An 18,139-nucleotide genomic window follows, 5' to 3' on the forward strand; every position below is an offset into this window, starting at 1 on the left:
GCGTTGGCTTTCGTCACGCGAACCCTGGCCGGCCGGCGCGATCTCCTCGCGCCGGCCGCGTCACATCCTGAGCGCTATGTCGCGTTGCTGGCCAGCGCGGTCACGGGTACCCCGCAGTCGCGCTACGACATCCTGTTCGTGGCGGGTGACGCTTCGCTGACCTTATCCGCCGATGGACTCACCCGCGATGCGCGGGGTGCCATCGTTCCGGGCGACTTTCTCGATGCGCTGGACGCTGCCTGCGCCGGCCAGCGCAAGCCACGCGTCGACGACGGCCTGCCGTTCCACGGCGGGTGGGTGATTTACCTGGGTTACGAACTCGTCGGGCAGATCGAGCCGAGCCTGCGTTTGCCGCCGCCGCGAGGCGTCGCTCCCGTTGCGTTCGCGCTGCGTGTTCCCGCGGCCGTCATCGTCGACCATGTCGAGCAACGCACGGTCCTGATCGCCGACGAAGGCGCCGGGCAGTGGCTCGACATCCTCGCCACCGACCTTGAAACGACGCTTCCGGATCGTCCCCTCGAGGCGCCGCGTGACGTGGAAGAGGACGAACCGTCGCGCTTCATCGATGGCGTGCATCGCGTGCACGAGCACCTGCGCGCGGGAGACGTGTTCCAGGTGAACCTGTCGCGCCGTTGGACGGCAACGTTCGACGAGACGCCGTCCGCCGCGAGCCTGATGCAGGCACTGCGCCGCGCGAATCCGGCACCGTTCGCCGGCCTCTTGCAGCGGCCTGGCTGGGCCATCGTCAGTTCCTCGCCGGAGCGGCTGGTGGAGTCGCGCGACGGTGTCCTGCAGACGCGACCCATCGCCGGCACGCGGCCGCGCGTGGCAGGTGACGACGACGCGGCGCGCATCCGCGAGCTCACCACGCATCCCAAGGAGCGGGCCGAGCACGTGATGCTGATCGACCTCGAACGGAACGACCTCGGCCGCGTCTGCGTGCCAGGCAGCGTGAAGGTCGACGAACTCATGGTGGTGGAAAGCTACGCGCACGTGCATCACATCGTGTCGAATGTCCGCGGCCGTGCCCGCGCGGGTGTCACGCCGGGGCAGGTGATCGCGGCGACCTTTCCGGGCGGCACGATCACGGGTTGCCCGAAGGTGCGCTGCATGGAGATCATCGGCGCGATCGAGCGGGAGCCTCGCGGCGCTTACACGGGCGCGCTTGGTTATCTCGACGACAACGGCGACATGGACCTGAACATCCTCATCCGCACACTGGCTGTCGAGGGGAAACACGTGTCGCTGCGCGCGGGTGCCGGCATCGTCGCCGATTCCGTGCCCGAGAAGGAACTCGACGAGACACGAGCCAAGGCGCGCGGCCTGTTGCGCGTGTTCGGCGCGGCATGAGCGTGCGCACTTCCGTCGATTTCGTCGACGCCGACAGGGTTTCCGTCGCCGATCGCGGCTTCGCCTATGGCGATGGCCTGTTCGAGACGTTGCGGATCGCCGGTGGCCGGGTGCCGCTGTGGCCGCGCCACGAGGCGCGCCTGCGGCACGGTTGCGAACGCTTGCATCTTCCTCTGCCGGACATGATCGCGGTCCTTGCCGAGGTAAGACGCCTCTCCGGCGGTATCGCCGATGGCGTGGCGCGCGTGACGTACTCGCGTGGCGAAGGCGAGCGCGGTTACGCGCCACCCGCTTCACCGCGTCCCACCGTGGTGGTGACGGTGTCGCCGCTTGCCTTGCAGGCGGCGCCGTACGACGACGGTATCGCCGTTCGCCTGTGCGATACGCGCCTGGCGAGCCAGCCCCTGCTGGCCGGCCTGAAACATCTCAATCGGCTCGAGCAGGTCATGGCGCGAGCGGAATGGGACGATCCGGCGCTGGGCGAAGGCCTGATGCTCGACATGGACGACCAGGTCGTCTGTGCCACGGCCGCCAACCTGTTCGCGGTCTTCGACGGCCGTCTCGTCACGCCTCCGCTGGACGCCTGCGGCGTGGCCGGCGTGGCGCGCGCCGAGATACTGGCCGTGCGCGACGTGGCGCTGGCGAGGATGAACCTGGCTCGACTCGCCGAAGCCGACGAGGTCTTCCTCACCTCCGCGGTTCGCGGCATTCTCCCGGTTCGGGTCCTGGCGTCGCGTTCGTGGCAGCCCGGTCCCGTCATCCGTGCCTTGCAGGCACACTGGCGCGATATCGGGCTGCCATTGCCCGCAGGTTCGAAGGATTCCCATCGATGAAAGTGCGTGGCATCGCCCTGTGGCGAGTCATCCTGCTGGTGGCGCTGCTCGTCGCCATCGCCGCCGGTTCCTGGCTGTGGTTCGACTGGGCCCGCTTCGCCCGCACGCCGCTGGCCGTATCCAAGACCGGACAGAGCATCGATGTCGCGCGCGGTGCGTCGTTCAAGGACATCGTGCGCGACTTGCGCAACCGCAAGGCCAGCGGCGCGTCGCCGTTGTACTGGCGCTTGCTCGTCATGCAGATGCACGCGTCCGGCCGGTTGCACGCGGGCGAATACGCCTTGCGCCCGGGCATGACCCCGCGCGAACTCATCGGCGACATGGCCAGCGGCAAGGTGATGCAGCGCAACTTCACCATCGTCGATGGCTGGACCTTCGCCGACCTGCGCCGCGCGCTCGCCTCGGTCGATACGCTCCGGCACGATACCGCGAGCCTCGACGACGCGAGCCTCATGAAGCAGCTCGGTGCCGAGGGTGACAACCCGGAAGGGCGCTTCCTTCCGGAAACCTATGCCTACGTCAAGGGCGATACCGATTCCAGCATCCTCAAGCGCGCCTACGCGGCGATGACGAAGACGCTGGACGCCGCGTGGCCCGCCCGGGCGCCCGGCCTGCCGCTGGCGACGCCCTACGAAGCACTCATCCTCGCCTCGATCGTCGAGAAGGAAACGGGCAGGGCGGACGAGCGTCCGCGCATCGCCGGAGTGTTCGTCCGCCGCCTGCAACAGCGGATCATGCTGCAAACCGATCCGACGGTGATCTACGGCATGGGTCCGGCGTATGCGGGGAACATCCACAAGAGCGACCTCACCGCCGACACCCCTTACAATACGTACACGCGGATGGGCCTGCCGCCCACGCCGATCGCCCTGCCCGGGCGCGCGGCGATCCAGGCGGCGCTGCATCCCGCCGAGGGCAAGGAGCTGTACTTCGTCGCTCGCGGCGATGGCAGCCACGTCTTCTCGTCCACACTCGAAGAACACAACCGGGCCGTTGCCTGCTATCAATTGAAGCGATGCCAGTGACCCTTCCCAAGCGCGGCCGTCTGATCACACTCGAAGGTGGCGAAGGCGCCGGCAAGAGCACCTTGCTGCGCGGCCTCGAAACGCACCTGCGCGGGCAGGGCGTCGATCTCGTGGTCACCCGCGAGCCCGGTGGCACGGCCGTCGGCGAGGCGGTGCGTGGCGTCGTGCTCGACGCCGCCAACAACGAACTCTGCGCCGAATCCGAACTGCTGCTGATGTTCGCGTCGCGCGCCCAGTTGGTGCGCCAGGTGATCGAACCCTCGTTGTCCGCGGGCCGCTGGGTACTCTGCGATCGCTTCACCGACGCCAGCTACGCGTACCAGGGCGGTGGCCGCGGCCAGCCGGTGGAACGCATCGCCGAACTGGAACGTTGGGCGGCCCTCGGGTTCCGGCCCGACGTGACCCTGTTGCTCGACCTGCCGGTGAGCACGGGCCGCGCGCGCGCAGCCGGCCGTGGCGAAGCCGACCGCATCGAGGTGGAAGGCGACGCCTTCTTCGAGCGCGTGCGCGGGACGTATCGCGAGCGGGCGTCGGCCGATCCGGCGCGCTTTCGCGTGATCGATGCCAGCGCGGCACCGGACGAGGTGCTCGCCCAGGCCATCGCCAGCATGGCCGGCCTCTTCACCACGGTGGCCTCGTGACGATCCGTCCGTGGCATGCGGACGCCTGGACGCGCCTGCAAGCGCGGCGCGAACGTGACGCCATGCCGCATGCGCTCCTGCTCGCCGGTCCCGCCGGCCTCGGCAAGCGCGACTTCCTCGCCGCCTTCGTCGGTGGATTGCTCTGCCAGCGTCCTTCCGCCGGCGTGGCCTGCGGCACCTGCCGTAGCTGCCAGTTGCTCGCGGCGGGCACCCATCCCGACCAGGTCGCGCTGTCGTTCGGCCTGCGCAAGGACGGGGTCACCCGCAGCGAGATCGTGGTCGACCAGGTTCGCGATCTTTCGCAGCGGCTTTCGATGGCGAGCCAGTTCGGCGGTTGGCAGGTGGTCACGATCGATCCCGCCGACGCGATGAACACCGCCGCGGCCAACGCGCTGCTGAAGACACTGGAAGAACCGACACCGTCGACCTTGCTGGTCCTCGTGGCGGACCAGCCCGCCCGCTTGCCCGCGACCATCCGCAGTCGCTGCCAGCGCATCGATTTCCTGGTCCCGTCGCGCGAGGTCGCCCTCGACTGGCTGCGCGCCGAGGGTGTGCAGGATGCCCCCGCCGCCCTCGAAGCGGCAGGTGGCAATCCCGGCATGGCCCGCGCCTGGGCCACCGATGGCGCCTTGAAGCAGCGCGGCGAGGTCCGCCACGACCTCAAGGCGCTCGCCGCGGGACGGGGCGATGCGATGGAAGTCGTCAAACGCTGGCAGGCGGCCGATCCCTCACGCTACCTCTGGTTCGCCGCGCAGGCGGTGACCGACGAGCTTCGCGCCCGCACCTCGGGCAAGCCCGTTCCGCTGGACAGCCAGCTCGACGACGAGGCACTCGACGGCTGGTATGGCAAGGCCAACCGCGCGCGCGACGCCCTGCGCGGCCCGTTACGGGTGGACCTCATCCTCATCGAATTGCTCGCGGCGTGGCGTTGACGCGCTCTTATCGCGCGTTCGGTCCTAATCGGACCGACGTTTCCGAATCGTAAGGAGAGCCACGTGTCGCGCCATCCGGTCATCGACGGCAGCACCCGCCTCCTGGTGGTCGCTCCGCATCCCGACGACGAATCCCTGGCCGCCGGCATGCTGATCCAACGCACGCTGGCCGCGGGGGGGCGCGCCGACGTGCTGTTGCTGACCGACGGCGACGACAACCCGTGGCCGCAGCGGTGGATCGAACGGCGCCTGGTCATCGATGCCAGCGGCCGCGCCCGCTGGGGTGCCCGGCGCCGGGGCGAGGTAGCCGCGGCACTGGCCCGGCTCGGTGTCGGTCCCGACCACCTGCACGCGCTGGGCTGGCACGACATGCGGGTGACCGAGGAGCTGCGGTTGCGTCATGCCAAGGCCGTCGGCGCCATTCGCCGGGTGATGGAGCGGACGCGGCCCAGCCTCATCGTCATTCCCGATCTGGGCGACACCCATCCCGACCATGGTTCGGCTCACGTGCTCGCACGCCTTGCCCTTGCGGCGGCCGGGTCACGGGCCGATGTGCTCACCTACATGGTGCATGGCACGGAGCGGTCCGCGCCCGAAGACCTGCTGGTGCCGGATATGGACCCGGAGCGGCAGGCGACCAAGGTCGAGGCCGTGCTGGAACACGCCACCCAGATGGCCTTGAGCCGCAAACGAATGCTCGCCGTGGCCTCGCGTCCGGAGCGGTTCGACCGGCCACCGCCGGCGCCCGGCAGCGGCTTGCTGCGCTTGCCGTGGCGTCCCGGCCCCCTGGCGCGTACCCGCTTGCGCCTGGTGCTGGCGGACGGGCAGGGCGTGGTGACATGGACCTGGCGCAAGGCTCCGCTCGAGCGGGCAGGCGATGGCTGGGCGTTGCCGTTGCGCGACGCCCCCGGGCCGGCCTTCCTGAAGCTCACCGCCGACCTTTCCACTCCCTGGATCTACGACCGCTACGGCTGGACGGGCCCCGATCCGGAGCCGTTCGGGCTTGTGGCGCGGCCCGCCGCCTAGCTAGGATGCCGCTCAACCAAGGGGATTCCACGCCATGACCGCCACCAGCTCATCGCCGCGACAGGGCATTCTTTCCCTGAAGATCAAGGATGTGAACTCCCTGTACATCTCGTATATGCCCTACCTGAAGACGGGCGGGTTGTTCGCACCCACCGCCCAGCGCTACAGCCTGGGCGACGAAGTGGCCCTGCTGGTCACCCTCATCGACGAAAACGAGCGGCTGTCGGTCGCCGGCAGGGTGGTCTGGATCACCCCGGTCGGTGCGCAGGGCAATCGCACGGCTGGCGTGGGCATCCAGTTCAACGAGTCGCCCGAGAGCGAGGCCGCGCGGCAACGCATCGAGGGACTGCTGGCCGGAACCCTCGCCTCAGAGCGTCCCACCCAGACGATGTGACTCCCCGATTGCACCATCGCGATGCAGTTTTTCCCTCATTAAGGCTTGTCGTAATACCTGCACGCACTGGTACAATAGATCGGTTCCCCAACGTGAGATTGTGGATATCCGGAGTCGTTGGCGCGCCCGCCGCGCCGGCACGGGTCGGTCCGTTTGGATCGATTCGAAAAAAGCTCCGGCGACACTAGCCGGACCGCTCGTCCCCGTCGACGGTCACTGATGCGCCCAGCGAGGCGCGGAGGTACGCAGCATCGTGCTTGCCCAATATTGGCCCGTCCTGTTGTTCATCGCCGTCGCCATCGGCCTTGGCAGCGTTCTTCTGGTGGTCGGCATGCTCGCCGGGCCGCGCCGTCCGGAATCGGAGAAGCTGTCGCCCTACGAGTGCGGCTTCGAAGCCTTCGAGGATGCGCGCATGAAGTTCGACGTGCGCTATTACCTCATCGCGATCCTCTTCATCATCTTCGACCTCGAAATCGCCTTCCTGTTTCCGTGGGCGGTGGTGTTCGACAAGATCGGCGCCATCGCGCTGATCGAGATGGCGCTGTTCCTCGCGCTGCTCGTGGTCGGTTTCGCTTACGTCTGGAAGAAGGGAGCGCTCGAATGGGAGTGATGACCAGCATCGACCGGGTGATGCACAACCCGGAACCGCTGAACCTCGTCGACGACATCCTCCGTCCGAACGGCGACGCGCCGGTCGTGAACCGTGGTTTCGGCGTCACCAGCATCGACGCGCTGATGAACTGGGCCCGCACCGGTTCGATGTGGCCGATGACCTTCGGCCTGGCGTGCTGCGCCGTCGAGATGATGCACGCGGGTGCCGCGCGCCTCGACCTCGACCGTTACGGCGTCATCTTCCGCCCCAGCCCGCGCCAGTCCGACGTGATGATCGTCGCCGGCACGCTGGTCAACAAGATGGCCCCGGCGCTGCGCAAGGTCTACGACCAGATGCCCGACCCGAAGTGGGTCATCTCCATGGGCTCCTGCGCCAATGGCGGCGGTTACTACCACTATTCCTACTCGGTCGTGCGCGGCTGCGATCGCATCGTTCCGGTCGATATCTACGTGCCGGGTTGCCCGCCGACGGCCGAAGCGCTGATCCACGGCATCCTGCAATTGCAGAAGAAGATCCGCCGCACCCACACGATCGCGCGTTAACAAGGCATCGCACATGAGCGTTACTAACGAGACCTCGCTGGTCGAACGGCTCGCCGCGCGCTTCGGCGACATGCTGGCGGTGAAGGTCGAGCGCAACGAGGTCACCGCCGAGGTGGCCCCGCGCGACCTCATCTCCGTCGCCACGGCGCTGCGCGACGAGGCCGGATTCCGTTTCACCACCGTCATCGACGTCTGTGGCGTCGATTACCTCAGCTACGGCCAGACCGAATGGGACACCGACACCGCGCAGGGCGAGAGCTTCTCGCGTGGCGTGGAAGGACAGTCGGCCGGCCGCTTCACCTGGGCCGAGCGTCCTCGTGCCGTCGAGCTGCCGCGCCGCTACGCCGCCGTCATCCACCTGCTGTCGATCGAACTCAACCAGCGCATCCGCCTGCGCGCGTTCTGCGAAGACGACGCCTTCCCCGTCGTGCCTTCGATCACGCCGGTGTGGCCGGGCGCGGACTGGTTCGAGCGCGAGACGTTCGACCTGTTCGGCATCATCTTCGACGGGCATCCCGATCTTCGCCGCATCCTCACCGACTACGGCTTCGTGGGCCATCCGTTCCGCAAGGATTTCCCGCTGATCGGCAATGTCGAGGTCCGCTACGACCCCGAGCAGAAGCGTGTCGTCTACGAACCGGTCTCGATCGAGCCGCGCGTGCTGGTGCCGCGCACGATCCGCAACGACGCCGACCTCGATCAGGCCAGGGCGGAATCCGCCGATCACTGGCGGGAGAACTAAGCCGTGGAAGAAATCCGCAATTACACGATGAACTTCGGCCCGCAGCATCCCGCTGCGCATGGCGTGCTGCGCCTCGTGCTGGAGATGGACGGCGAGACCATCGTCCGCGCCGATCCGCATATCGGCCTGCTGCACCGTGGCACCGAGAAGCTGGCCGAATCCAAGCCGTTCAACCAGTCGATCGGCTACATGGACCGTCTCGACTACGTGTCGATGATGTGCAACGAGCACGCCTACGTGCGCGCCATCGAGAACCTGCTCGGTATCGAGGCGCCGGTCCGCGCGCAGTACATCCGCACGATGTTCGACGAGATCACGCGCATCCTGAACCACCTGATGTGGGTCGGTTCCAACGCGCTCGATCTCGGCGCCATGGCCGTGTTCCTCTACGCGTTCCGTGAGCGCGAGGAATTGATGGACGTCTACGAGGCGGTGTCGGGCGCGCGCATGCACGCCACGTACTACCGTCCCGGCGGTGTCTACCGCGATCTGCCCGAGCAGATGTCGAAGTACCGCGAGTCGCCGTGGCACAAGGGCAGCGACCTCAAGCGCCTGAACGCCTGGCGCGAAGGCTCGATGCTCGATTACCTCACGGAATTCACCAACGACTTCCCGGCCCGCGTCGACGAATACGAGTCGCTGCTGACCAACAACCGCATCTGGAAACAGCGCACGGTCGGCATCGGCGTCATTCCGCCCGAGAAGGCCCAGGCCTGGGGCATGACCGGTGCGATGTTGCGTGGCTCGGGCATCGCCTGGGACCTGCGCAAGAAGCAGCCGTACGCGGCCTACGCCGACATGGATTTCGACATCCCGGTGGGCGTCAACGGCGATTGCTACGACCGTTACCTGGTCCGCGTCGAGGAAATGCGCCAGTCGAACAACATCATCAAGCAGTGCGTGGCGTGGCTGAAGGCCAACCCGGGCCCGGTGATGACGCAGAACTACAAGGTCGCACCGCCCAGTCGCGAAGAAATGAAAAGCGACATGGAAGCGCTCATCCATCACTTCAAGCTCTTCACCGAGGGCTATGGCGTGCCGGCGGGCGAGACCTATGCCGCGGTCGAGGCACCCAAGGGTGAATTCGGCTGCTACCTCGTGTCCGACGGTGCGAACAAGCCCTTCCGCGTGCACCTGCGCGCGCCGGGCTTCGCGCACCTGTCTTCCATGGACGCGATCGTTAGGGGCCACATGCTCGCCGACGTCGTCGCGATGATCGGCACCTACGATCTCGTCTTCGGCGAAGTCGACCGCTAAGTCGACGGAGTGAACTGAATCATGAAAGCCACCGGTCATTTCGAGCAGGTGAAGGACGTCGATCCTCTCGTCGTGCTCAACGATCACACCCGTGCCCATATCGATCATTGGGTGTCGAAGTTCCCGCCGGACCGCAAGCGTTCGGCGCTGATCCAGTCGCTCATGGGCGCTCAGGAGCAGAACCAGGGTTACCTCACGGACGAACTGATCACCGCGGTCGCGAAGTACCTCGACCTGCCGGCGATCTGGGCCTACGAAGTGGCGAGCTTCTACTCGATGTTCGAGACCTCGCCCGTCGGCCGCAACAACGTCGCCATCTGCACCAACATCTCCTGCTGGTTGAACGGTGCCGAAGGCCTCGTTCGTCATTGCGAGAAGAAACTCGGCATCAAGACCGGCGAGAGCACGGCCGACGGCCGTATCTATCTCAAGCAGGAAGAGGAATGCCTGGCCGCATGCGCCGGCGCCCCGATGATGGTCGTCAACGGTCACTACCACGAGAAGCTGACGGCCGAATCGGTCGACGCCATTCTCGACGGTCTGAAGTGAGGTAAGGGCAATGGCTAGCAGCACTGGTCCGGTCGGACCCGCACCGCAGGAACACCAGGTCGTCTACACGACCCTGCATTTCGAAAAGCCCTGGGCCCTCGATAGTTACGAGAAGGTCGACGGTTACAAGGCGTGGCGCAAGATCCTGGCCGAGAAGCCCGATCCGGCCGCGCTGATCGAAGAGATCAAGAAGAGCGCGCTGCGCGGTCGCGGCGGCGCCGGCTTCCCGACGGGCCTGAAATGGTCGTTCATGCCGCGCACGGCGCCGGGCCAGAAGTACATCCTGTGCAACTCCGATGAATCCGAGCCGGGCACCTGCAAGGACCGTGACATCCTGCGCTTCAACCCGCATGCCGTCATCGAAGGCCTGGCGATCGCCTGCTACTGCACCGGTTCCACCGTCGCCTACAACTACCTGCGTGGCGAGTTCCATCACGAGCCGTTCGAACACATCGAAGAGGCGTTGAAGGAAGCCTACGCGGCGGGCCTGCTCGGCAAGGACATCGCCGGCTCGGGCATCGACGTGGACATCTACAACGCCCTCGGCGCCGGCGCCTACATCTGCGGCGAAGAGACCGCGCTGATGGAATCGCTGGAAGGCAAGAAGGGCCAGCCGCGCTTCAAGCCGCCGTTCCCGGCCGGTTTCGGCCTGTATGGCCGTCCGACCACGATCAACAACACCGAGACCTACGCCTCGGTGCCGGCGATCCTGCGCAATGGCGCGGAGTGGTTCCTCAACATCGGCAAGCCGAACAACGGCGGTCCGAAGATCTTCTCGGTGTCCGGCCACGTGGCCAACCCCGGCAACTTCGAGATCAGGCTCGGCACGCCGTTCTCCGAACTGCTGCAGATGGCCGGCGGTATCCGCGGCGGCAAGAAGCTCAAGGCGTGCATCCCCGGCGGTTCCTCGATGAAGGTGCTGCCGGCCGAGAAGATCATGGAATGCACCATGGACTACGACTCGCTGCAGAAGGCGGGGTCGGGCCTGGGTTCGGGCGCCGTGATCGTGATGGACGAGACCACCTGCATGGTCCGCGCCTGCCACCGTATCGCGCGCTTCTACAAGGCCGAGTCGTGTGGCCAGTGCACGCCGTGCCGTGAAGGTACCGGCTGGATGTACCGCGTGCTGTCGCGCATCGTCGAAGGCAAGGGCACGCAGGACGACCTGCATCGCCTGAAGGCCGTCGCCGGCCAGATCGAAGGGCACACCATCTGCGCCTTCGGCGAAGCCGCCGCGTGGCCGGTGCAGGGTTTCCTGTACCACTTCTGGCACGAATTCGAATACTACGTGGAGCATGGCCGTTCGATCGTCGACGGTCCGGCTGACACGGTCACCACTGGAGTCGCTGCATGAGTGCGCAGCCCGTAGCCAATGCCGCGCCGGACCTCGTCAACATCGAGATCGATGGCGTTCCGGTGCAGGTAGCCAAGGGGTCGATGATCATCCAGGCGGCCGATGCCGTCGGTATCCCCATCCCGCGCTTCTGCTATCACCGCAAGCTCGCGATCGCCGCCAACTGCCGCATGTGCCTGGTGGAGATCGAGAAGATGCCGAAGCCGGCGCCGGCCTGCGCCACGCCGGTGGGCGAGGGCATGAAGGTCTTCACGCGTTCGGACAAGGCGCTCAAGTCGCAGCGCAACGTGATGGAGTTCCTGCTCATCAACCATCCGCTCGACTGCCCGATCTGCGACCAGGGCGGCGAGTGCGAACTGCAGGACGTCTCCCTCGGTTATGGCCGCTCGGTGTCGCGCTTCAACGAGCGCAAGCGCACCGTGGCCGACGAGAACCTTGGCCCGCTGATCGCCACCGAGATGACCCGCTGCATCCAGTGCACGCGCTGCGTCCGCTTCACCAGCGAGATCGCCGGCACGTACGAACTCGGCGGCATGAGCCGCGGCGAGAACCTGGAGATCGGCACCTATATCGGCAAGACGATCGAGAGCGAGCTGTCGGGCAATATCATCGACGTCTGCCCAGTCGGCGCGCTGACCAACAAGCCGTTCCAGTTCCAGGCGCGCGCCTGGGAACTGATCGCGCGCCCGTCCATCGGTTACCACGATGCGCTGGGCTCGAACCTGTGGATGCACACGCGCCGCGGCGAAGTGCTGCGCAACGTGCCGCGCGACAACGAGACGATCAACGAGTGCTGGCTCTCCGACCGTGACCGTTACAGCCATCAGGGCCTGTACGCCGCGGACCGCGTGAAGTCGCCGATGGTCAAGCGCAACGGCCAGTGGTCGGCGACGACGTGGGACGACGCGCTGTCCGTCGCCCGCGAATCGCTGAAGAGCGTTGCCGGTTCCGATCTCGGCGTGCTGGTGCACGGTGCCACCTCGAACGAGGAAGGCGAACTGCTGGTCCGCCTCGCCCGCGGCCTGGGCAGCGCCCACGTCGACCACCGCCTGCGCCAGCTCGACTTCGCCGACAACGCCTTCGCCAAGCCGTTCGCCTCGTCCATCGCCTCGTTCGAGAAGGTGAAGGCCGCGCTGCTGGTCGGTTCAGACCTGCGCCACGAAGTGCCGCTGCTCAATCACCGCATCCGTCAGGCGGTGAAGAAGGGCGCGAAGGTGTACGCGGTCAACCCGGCCCACTTCAACTTCAACTATCCGCTGGCTGGCGAGTCCGTCGCCGCGCCGCATGCTCTGGTGAACGAACTGCTGATCCTGGCCAAGGCGGCCAGCGAGGGTGGCGCCAGCGTGCCGGAGGCGATCGCGCCGGCACTGAACGGCGTGGAGACCACCGACGCGCATCGCGACGCCTTCAAGGCGCTGTCGAACGAAGCCGTGGTGATCCTGGGTCATGCCGCCGCCACGCATCCGGAAGCTTCCTGGCTGCGCGCGGTCGCCCGTTTCATCGCGCAGGCCGCGGGTGCCGCGTTCAACGAGATCCCGCTCGCCGCCAACGCGATCGGCCTGTCCTCGGTCGGCGTGCTGCCGACCGCCGGTGGTCTCGACGCACGCGCCATGTTGGCCCAGCCGCGCAAGGGCTACGTGCTCTACAACGTCGAGCCGCCGCACGATTTCGCCGATGGTGCGCTCGCCCTGCAGGCGATGCATTCGGCGCAGACCGTGGTGGCCTTCGCCGCCTACGCCAGCGATGCGCTCAAGGATTCGGCGGACGTCATCCTGCCGATCGGCCTCACGCCGGAGATCGACGCGAGCCTGGTCAACGTGGAAGGCAACACCCAGACCATGCTCGCCGGTGCCAAGGCGCCGGGCGACGCCCGTCCGGGTTGGAAGGTCTTGCGTGCCCTCGGCGGCCTGCTCGGTCTGCCGGGCTTCGAGTTCGACGACCTGGCCGGCCTTCGCGACGGTCTCACGGAGCGTGCCTCCGAGGCCCGTCACCAGCTCGCGCCGCGCGCCTCGGGCGTGACCTTCTCGCGCCTGGCCACGACGCCGATCTACCGCGTGGACGCGGTGCTGCGCCGTGCGGGTGCCCTGAACGCACATCCGCTGAACCGCCCGGCCGCCATCCGCATCAACGCGGACGACGCCGGCAAGCTGGGCCTTGCCGAGGGTGGCAACGCCCGCATCGGCGATACCGTGCTGCCGGTGGCGATCGATGCCGCGGTGCCCGCGGGCGCCGCCTGGATCGAAGCCGCGCATTCCGAAACCGCCATGCTGCCTCCGTACGGCGCGGCCATCACTTTGAGCAAGGCATAAACCATGGGTCAGCAACTCTGGGACCACCTGTTGATGCCCGTGCTGTTCATCGTGGCGATCGTCCTGCCGCTGATTATCGCGGTGGCGATGTTCGTCTACTGGGAACGCAAGGTCATCGGTTGGATGCACGTGCGCATGGGGCCGAACAAGGTCGGCCCCCTCGGCCTGCTGCAGGCCTTCGCGGACGTGGTCAAGCTCCTCATCAAGGAAGTGATCCTCCCGACCAACGCGAACAAGTTCCTCTACTACCTGGCACCGATGCTGGCCCTCGTGCCCGCGCTTGCCGCCTGGGCGGTGGTGCCGTTCGGTCCGGAGACCGTGCTCGCCAACGTCAACGCCGGCGTGCTGTACCTGCTCGCGATGACCTCGATGGGCGTGTACGGCATCATCCTCGCCGGCTGGTCGTCGAACTCGCGCTACGCGATGCTCGGCGCCATGCGCGCGGCGGCGCAGGTCATCTCGTACGAACTGGCGATGGGCATGTCCATCGTCTGCGTGCTGGTGCTGACCGGCAGCCTGAACCTGACGGCGATCGTCAACGGGCAGTCGGGTAATTTCTTCGACTGGTACTGGCTGCCGTTGCTTCCGGTCTTCGTCATCTACTTCGTCTCGGGCGTGGCCGAAACCAACCGTGCGCCGTTCGACGTCGCGGAAGGCGAATCGGAAATCGTCGCGGGCTTCCACGTCGAGTATTCCGGTTCCGCGTTCGCCATCTTCTTCCTGGCCGAATACGCCAACATGATCCTGGTGAGCTTCCTCACCTCGATCCTGTTCATGGGCGGCTGGCTGTCGCCGTTCCCCGAGTCGTGGGGCGTGGTCGGCCACGGTGGCTTCCACTGGCTGTTCATCAAGGCCTTCATCTTCGCCTTCCTGTTCCTGTGGTTCCGCGCGAGCTTCCCGCGCTACCGCTATGACCAGATCATGCGCCTCGGCTGGAAGGTCTTCATCCCCATCACCATCGTCTGGGTCCTTGTCGCCGGCTGCATGAAGTATTTCGGCTGGGTCCACATCGGCACGGGAGCCTGAAAGCCATGACCCGCGTTACCCACTATTTCAAGAGCCTGCTGCTCATCGAGCTGTTCCAGGGCATGGCGCTGACCATGCGCTACATGTTCAAGCCGAAGTACACGATGCGCTACCCGATGGAGCACATCCCCAAGTCGAACCGCTTCCGTGGCCTGCACGCCTTGCGCCGTTACGCCAACGGTGAAGAGCGCTGCATCGCGTGCAAGCTGTGCGAGGCGGTGTGCCCGGCGCTGGCGATCACGATCGATTCGGCTCCGCGCGCGGAAGACGGCCAGCGCCGCACCACGCGCTACGACATCGACCTGTTCAAGTGCATCTTCTGTGGTTTCTGCGAAGAGAGCTGCCCGGTGGATTCGATCGTCGAGACGCACGTGCACGAGTATCACTTCGAGCATCGTGGCGAGAACGTGGTGACCAAGGGCCAGCTGCTGGCCATCGGTGACCGTTTCGAGCAGGACATCGCTGCCGCCCGCGCTCAGGACGCGGCTTACCGCTGAGCGCCGAAGAGACCTATGCGATGAATAACGATTTGCTCCAACTCATCTGTTTCTACTTCTTCGGTGCCGTGTCCGTCATCGGCGCGTTGATGGTCATCTCGGTGAAGAACTCGGTGCACGCCGTGCTCTCGCTGGTGCTGACCTTCTTCAGCATGGCCTGCGTCTGGCTGCTGGCCGAAGCGGAGTTCCTCGCCATCGCCCTCGTCGTGGTCTACGTCGGCGCGGTGATGGTGCTGTTCCTCTTCGTCGTCATGATGCTCGACATCAAGCAGGAGCAGGTCCGCGAGGGCTTCATCCGCTACCTGCCGGTGGGCATCGTCGTGGCCCTGGTCATGCTGGCCGAAATGCTGGCGATGATCGGCGTCAAGGCCATGCACACCCATACGCTGGGTCCCAACCCGGCCGGCGATTCCAACGTGGCGTGGTTGGGCCAGGCGCTCTACACGGAGTTCCTGCTGCCGTTCGAGATCGCCGCGCTGATCCTCACCGTGGGTATCGTGGCCGCCGTGGCCCTGACCCTGCGCCAGCGCGCCGGTGTGCGTCATCAGACCGCCGCGCAGCAGGTGGCCGTCAACGCCGTCGATCGCGTCCGCGTGGTCAAGGTGGCCAGCGAACAGATGGCTTCCGTCAGCCCGGCCCCGGTCGTCGTGCCGCCGCAGGAGAACGCTCCGTGATCACGCTTTCCCATTACATCGTCCTCGGCGCGATCCTCTTCTGTATCGCCGTCGCCGGCCTGTTCATCAACCGCAAGAACGTAATCGTGCTGCTCATGGCGATCGAGTTGATGCTCCTGGCGGTGAACACCAACTTCGTGGCCTTCTCGCGCTTCTTCGGCGACGTGGGCGGCCAGGTGTTCGTGTTCTTCATCCTCACCGTGGCCGCGGCGGAATCCGCCATCGGCCTGGCGATCCTGGTCCTGCTGTTCCGTAACCGCAGCACGATCAATGTCGCCGAAATCGACAGCATGAAGGGTTGATCCGATGAGTCTCTCGCTTTCAATCCTGCTGACGATCGCCCTCGCGCCGCTGGTGGGTTCGATCCTGGCCGGCCTGTTCGGCAAGGTGATCGGCCGGGCAGGGGCGCATACCGCCACGCTGCTCGGCGTCGCGATCGCCTGCGGCCTGTCGTTCTACGTGCTCTACCAGCTGGTCTGGGGCGGCGCGCAGAACTTCAACCAGGACATCTACACCTGGTTCCAGATCGGCCAGTACCACGCCTCCGTGGGCTTCATGGTCGACCGCCTCACCGCCATGATGATGGTGGTCGTGACCTTCGTGTCGCTGCTGGTGCACCTGTACACCATCGGTTACATGGCGGACGACCCGGGCTACCAGCGCTTCTTCAGCTACATCTCCCTGTTCACCTTCTCGATGTTGATGCTCGTCATGAGCAACAACTTCATGCAGCTGTTCTTCGGCTGGGAAGCGGTGGGCCTGGTTTCGTACCTGCTGATCGGCTTCTGGTACAAGCGCCCGACGGCGATCTTCGCCAACCTCAAGGCCTTCCTGGTCAACCGCGTGGGCGACTTCGGTTTCCTGCTCGGCATCTCGGCGATCCTGTACTTCATGGGCACGCTGGACTACCAGACGGCCTTCGACCACGCTCCGGAACTGGTCGGCAAGACCCTGCAGATCACGCAGAACCATGCGTGGGATGCCGCCACGGTGATCGGCATCCTGTTGTTCATCGGCGCGATGGGCAAGTCGGCCCAGGTGCCGTTGCACGTGTGGCTGCCGGATTCGATGGAAGGCCCCACGCCGATCTCGGCGCTGATCCACGCGGCCACGATGGTGACCGCGGGTATCTTCATGGTCGCCCGCATGTCGCCGCTGTTCGAACTGACCGATGCCGCCTTGTCGTTCATCCTCGTGATCGGTTCGACGACGGCCTTGTTCACCGGCCTGATCGGCATCGTGCAGAACGATATCAAGCGCGTGATCGCGTATTCGACGCTCTCGCAGCTGGGCTACATGACCGTCGCCCTCGGCGTGTCCGCGTATAGCGGCGCCGTGTTCCACCTGATGACCCACGCCTTCTTCAAGGCGCTGCTGTTCCTCGGTGCGGGCTCGGTCATCATCGGCATGCACCACGAGCAGGACATGCGCTACATGGGTGGCCTGCGCAAGTACATGCCGGTGACCTGGATCACGATGTGGATCGGCTCGCTGGCCCTTGCCGGCACGCCGTTCTTCTCGGGCTTCTATTCGAAGGACGCCATTATCGAGGCCGTCGGCGAGTCGCATCGCTGGGGCGCGGGTTACGCGTACTTCTGCGTGCTGGCCGGCGTGTTCGTCACGTCGCTGTACAGCTTCCGCCTGCTCTACATGACCTTCCACGGCAAGGAACGCTTCACGGTCGCGCATGGCCATGCCCATCACGATGCGCACGCGTCGCATGACGACGCGCATGGCGATACGCACAAGGAAGACCCGCATCACGAGCCGGGCGTCCTGGAACACGCCCCGCACGAGTCGCCCTGGGTCGTCACCGTGCCGCTGGTGCTGCTGGCCATCCCCTCGATCCTGATCGGCTTCTTCACCGTCGGCCCGATGCTGTTCGGCGACTGGTTCGGCAAGGCCATCCATGTGAACGAGGCGAACAATGTCCTCGGCGAACTAGCGCATGAATTCCATGGCGCGTTGAACATGGCGATCCACGGCTTCACCGCCGCGCCGTTCTGGCTGGCCTTCGCGGGCTTCGCCGTCGCCACCTACGTCTACCTGTTCAACCCGTCCGTCGCCGACAAGGCGAAGAGCGCGCTGAAGCCGGTGTACGAGTTGCTCAACCACAAGTACTGGATCGATGAACTCTACTTCGCGGTGTTCGCGAAGGGTGGCGTGAAGCTGGGTGAAGGCCTGTCGAAGGTGGGCGATGCCGCCATCATCGACGGTGCCATCGTGAACGGCTCGGCCGGCCTCGTGCAGCGCATCGCCAGCGGCACCCGCCGCCTGCAATCCGGATTCCTCTTCCACTACGCGTTCGCCATGATCCTCGGTCTTATCCTGCTCCTCGGCGGGTACTGGCTGATCGGGCAATAAGGGAAACGAGC

19 protein-coding genes are annotated in these 18,139 nt (G+C 66.1%); all 19 read left to right on the top strand.

Annotation, left to right across the window (positions count from 1 at the left end; genetic code table 11):
- The first annotated feature begins 3 nt into the window (after window positions 1-3).
- On the top strand, window positions 4-1,350 hold the full coding sequence (locus QFZ41_RS17600; RefSeq protein ID WP_429199922.1) for an aminodeoxychorismate synthase component I: 1,347 nt from the start codon (window positions 4-6) through the stop codon (window positions 1,348-1,350).
- Complete coding sequence (gene pabC / locus QFZ41_RS17605) at window positions 1,347-2,183, top strand: aminodeoxychorismate lyase (protein WP_429199923.1); 837 nt, start codon at window positions 1,347-1,349, stop codon at window positions 2,181-2,183. The genes QFZ41_RS17600 and pabC overlap by 4 nt, the downstream gene beginning before the upstream one ends.
- A complete protein-coding gene (mltG, locus tag QFZ41_RS17610; RefSeq protein ID WP_429199924.1) occupies window positions 2,180-3,208 on the top strand; it encodes an endolytic transglycosylase MltG in 1,029 nt (342 codons plus the stop codon). Before pabC ends, mltG begins: the two co-directional genes overlap by 4 nt.
- Window positions 3,199-3,849, top strand: a complete 651-nt coding sequence (gene tmk, locus QFZ41_RS17615) for a dTMP kinase (RefSeq protein WP_429199925.1) — start codon at window positions 3,199-3,201, stop codon at window positions 3,847-3,849. The genes mltG and tmk overlap by 10 nt, the downstream gene beginning before the upstream one ends.
- On the top strand, window positions 3,846-4,781 hold the full coding sequence (gene holB / locus QFZ41_RS17620; RefSeq protein WP_429199926.1) for a DNA polymerase III subunit delta': 936 nt from the start codon (window positions 3,846-3,848) through the stop codon (window positions 4,779-4,781). The genes tmk and holB overlap by 4 nt, the downstream gene beginning before the upstream one ends.
- 63 nt (window positions 4,782-4,844) lie before the next feature.
- Window positions 4,845-5,807: a PIG-L deacetylase family protein gene (locus tag QFZ41_RS17625; protein WP_429199927.1), complete on the top strand. Its 963-nt coding sequence runs from the start codon at window positions 4,845-4,847 to the stop codon at window positions 5,805-5,807.
- 34 nt (window positions 5,808-5,841) lie between these two features.
- Window positions 5,842-6,201, top strand: a complete 360-nt coding sequence (locus QFZ41_RS17630; protein ID WP_306847397.1) for a PilZ domain-containing protein — start codon at window positions 5,842-5,844, stop codon at window positions 6,199-6,201.
- A 253-nt stretch (window positions 6,202-6,454) separates the two neighbouring features.
- The gene (locus tag QFZ41_RS17635; protein WP_306847396.1) at window positions 6,455-6,811 is read left to right on the top strand and encodes an NADH-quinone oxidoreductase subunit A; all 357 of its coding nucleotides are present in this window, start codon (window positions 6,455-6,457) and stop codon (window positions 6,809-6,811) included.
- Window positions 6,802-7,356 (top strand): NuoB/complex I 20 kDa subunit family protein, encoded by a 555-nt coding sequence (locus QFZ41_RS17640; RefSeq protein ID WP_072321341.1) that lies wholly within the window; start codon window positions 6,802-6,804, stop codon window positions 7,354-7,356. The genes QFZ41_RS17635 and QFZ41_RS17640 overlap by 10 nt, the downstream gene beginning before the upstream one ends.
- 13 nt (window positions 7,357-7,369) lie before the next feature.
- A complete protein-coding gene (locus QFZ41_RS17645; protein ID WP_371022992.1) occupies window positions 7,370-8,098 on the top strand; it encodes an NADH-quinone oxidoreductase subunit C in 729 nt (242 codons plus the stop codon).
- A 27-nt stretch (window positions 8,099-8,125) separates the two neighbouring features.
- Window positions 8,126-9,355, top strand: a complete 1,230-nt coding sequence (locus QFZ41_RS17650) for an NADH-quinone oxidoreductase subunit D (RefSeq protein ID WP_371023071.1) — start codon at window positions 8,126-8,128, stop codon at window positions 9,353-9,355.
- Window positions 9,356-9,376: 21 nt separating this feature from the next.
- The gene (nuoE, locus tag QFZ41_RS17655; protein WP_371022991.1) at window positions 9,377-9,904 is read left to right on the top strand and encodes an NADH-quinone oxidoreductase subunit NuoE; all 528 of its coding nucleotides are present in this window, start codon (window positions 9,377-9,379) and stop codon (window positions 9,902-9,904) included.
- Between the two features lie 10 nt (window positions 9,905-9,914).
- Window positions 9,915-11,258, top strand: coding sequence for an NADH-quinone oxidoreductase subunit NuoF (gene nuoF / locus QFZ41_RS17660; RefSeq protein ID WP_426287664.1), 1,344 nt, complete (start codon window positions 9,915-9,917; stop codon window positions 11,256-11,258).
- On the top strand, window positions 11,255-13,567 hold the full coding sequence (gene nuoG / locus QFZ41_RS17665; protein ID WP_429199928.1) for an NADH-quinone oxidoreductase subunit NuoG: 2,313 nt from the start codon (window positions 11,255-11,257) through the stop codon (window positions 13,565-13,567). Before nuoF ends, nuoG begins: the two co-directional genes overlap by 4 nt.
- Before the next feature lie 3 nt (window positions 13,568-13,570).
- Window positions 13,571-14,593 (top strand): NADH-quinone oxidoreductase subunit NuoH, encoded by a 1,023-nt coding sequence (nuoH, locus tag QFZ41_RS17670; protein ID WP_371022988.1) that lies wholly within the window; start codon window positions 13,571-13,573, stop codon window positions 14,591-14,593.
- A 5-nt stretch (window positions 14,594-14,598) separates the two neighbouring features.
- On the top strand, window positions 14,599-15,090 hold the full coding sequence (gene nuoI, locus QFZ41_RS17675) for an NADH-quinone oxidoreductase subunit NuoI (protein ID WP_306847390.1): 492 nt from the start codon (window positions 14,599-14,601) through the stop codon (window positions 15,088-15,090).
- 20 nt (window positions 15,091-15,110) lie between these two features.
- Complete coding sequence (locus QFZ41_RS17680; RefSeq protein ID WP_429199929.1) at window positions 15,111-15,764, top strand: NADH-quinone oxidoreductase subunit J; 654 nt, start codon at window positions 15,111-15,113, stop codon at window positions 15,762-15,764.
- Window positions 15,761-16,066, top strand: a complete 306-nt coding sequence (nuoK, locus tag QFZ41_RS17685; RefSeq protein WP_036112219.1) for an NADH-quinone oxidoreductase subunit NuoK — start codon at window positions 15,761-15,763, stop codon at window positions 16,064-16,066. Before QFZ41_RS17680 ends, nuoK begins: the two co-directional genes overlap by 4 nt.
- 4 nt (window positions 16,067-16,070) lie before the next feature.
- Window positions 16,071-18,128, top strand: a complete 2,058-nt coding sequence (gene nuoL / locus QFZ41_RS17690; protein ID WP_429199930.1) for an NADH-quinone oxidoreductase subunit L — start codon at window positions 16,071-16,073, stop codon at window positions 18,126-18,128.
- Window positions 18,129-18,139 lie beyond the last annotated feature (11 nt).

It is taken from the genome of Luteibacter sp. W1I16 (genome assembly GCF_050434905.1).
Lineage (GTDB): Bacteria > Pseudomonadota > Gammaproteobacteria > Xanthomonadales > Rhodanobacteraceae > Luteibacter.

Excerpts from the sequence above, each read along its gene's own strand:
- QFZ41_RS17640 (WP_072321341.1), top strand. The coding sequence starts at position 6,802 with ATGGGAGTGATGACCAGCATCGACCGGGTGATGCACAACCCGGAACCG.
- QFZ41_RS17630 (WP_306847397.1), top strand. The coding sequence starts at position 5,842 with ATGACCGCCACCAGCTCATCGCCGCGACAGGGCATTCTTTCCCTGAAG.
- nuoE (WP_371022991.1), top strand. The coding sequence starts at position 9,377 with ATGAAAGCCACCGGTCATTTCGAGCAGGTGAAGGACGTCGATCCTCTC.
- nuoL (WP_429199930.1), top strand. The coding sequence starts at position 16,071 with ATGAGTCTCTCGCTTTCAATCCTGCTGACGATCGCCCTCGCGCCGCTG.
- nuoH (WP_371022988.1), top strand. The coding sequence starts at position 13,571 with ATGGGTCAGCAACTCTGGGACCACCTGTTGATGCCCGTGCTGTTCATC.
- QFZ41_RS17680 (WP_429199929.1), top strand. The coding sequence starts at position 15,111 with ATGAATAACGATTTGCTCCAACTCATCTGTTTCTACTTCTTCGGTGCC.
- pabC (WP_429199923.1), top strand. The coding sequence starts at position 1,347 with ATGAGCGTGCGCACTTCCGTCGATTTCGTCGACGCCGACAGGGTTTCC.
- mltG (WP_429199924.1), top strand. The coding sequence starts at position 2,180 with ATGAAAGTGCGTGGCATCGCCCTGTGGCGAGTCATCCTGCTGGTGGCG.
- QFZ41_RS17645 (WP_371022992.1), top strand. The coding sequence starts at position 7,370 with ATGAGCGTTACTAACGAGACCTCGCTGGTCGAACGGCTCGCCGCGCGC.
- QFZ41_RS17650 (WP_371023071.1), top strand. The coding sequence starts at position 8,126 with ATGAACTTCGGCCCGCAGCATCCCGCTGCGCATGGCGTGCTGCGCCTC.
- tmk (WP_429199925.1), top strand. The coding sequence starts at position 3,199 with ATGCCAGTGACCCTTCCCAAGCGCGGCCGTCTGATCACACTCGAAGGT.
- nuoI (WP_306847390.1), top strand. The coding sequence starts at position 14,599 with ATGACCCGCGTTACCCACTATTTCAAGAGCCTGCTGCTCATCGAGCTG.
- nuoG (WP_429199928.1), top strand. The coding sequence starts at position 11,255 with ATGAGTGCGCAGCCCGTAGCCAATGCCGCGCCGGACCTCGTCAACATC.
- nuoF (WP_426287664.1), top strand. The coding sequence starts at position 9,915 with ATGGCTAGCAGCACTGGTCCGGTCGGACCCGCACCGCAGGAACACCAG.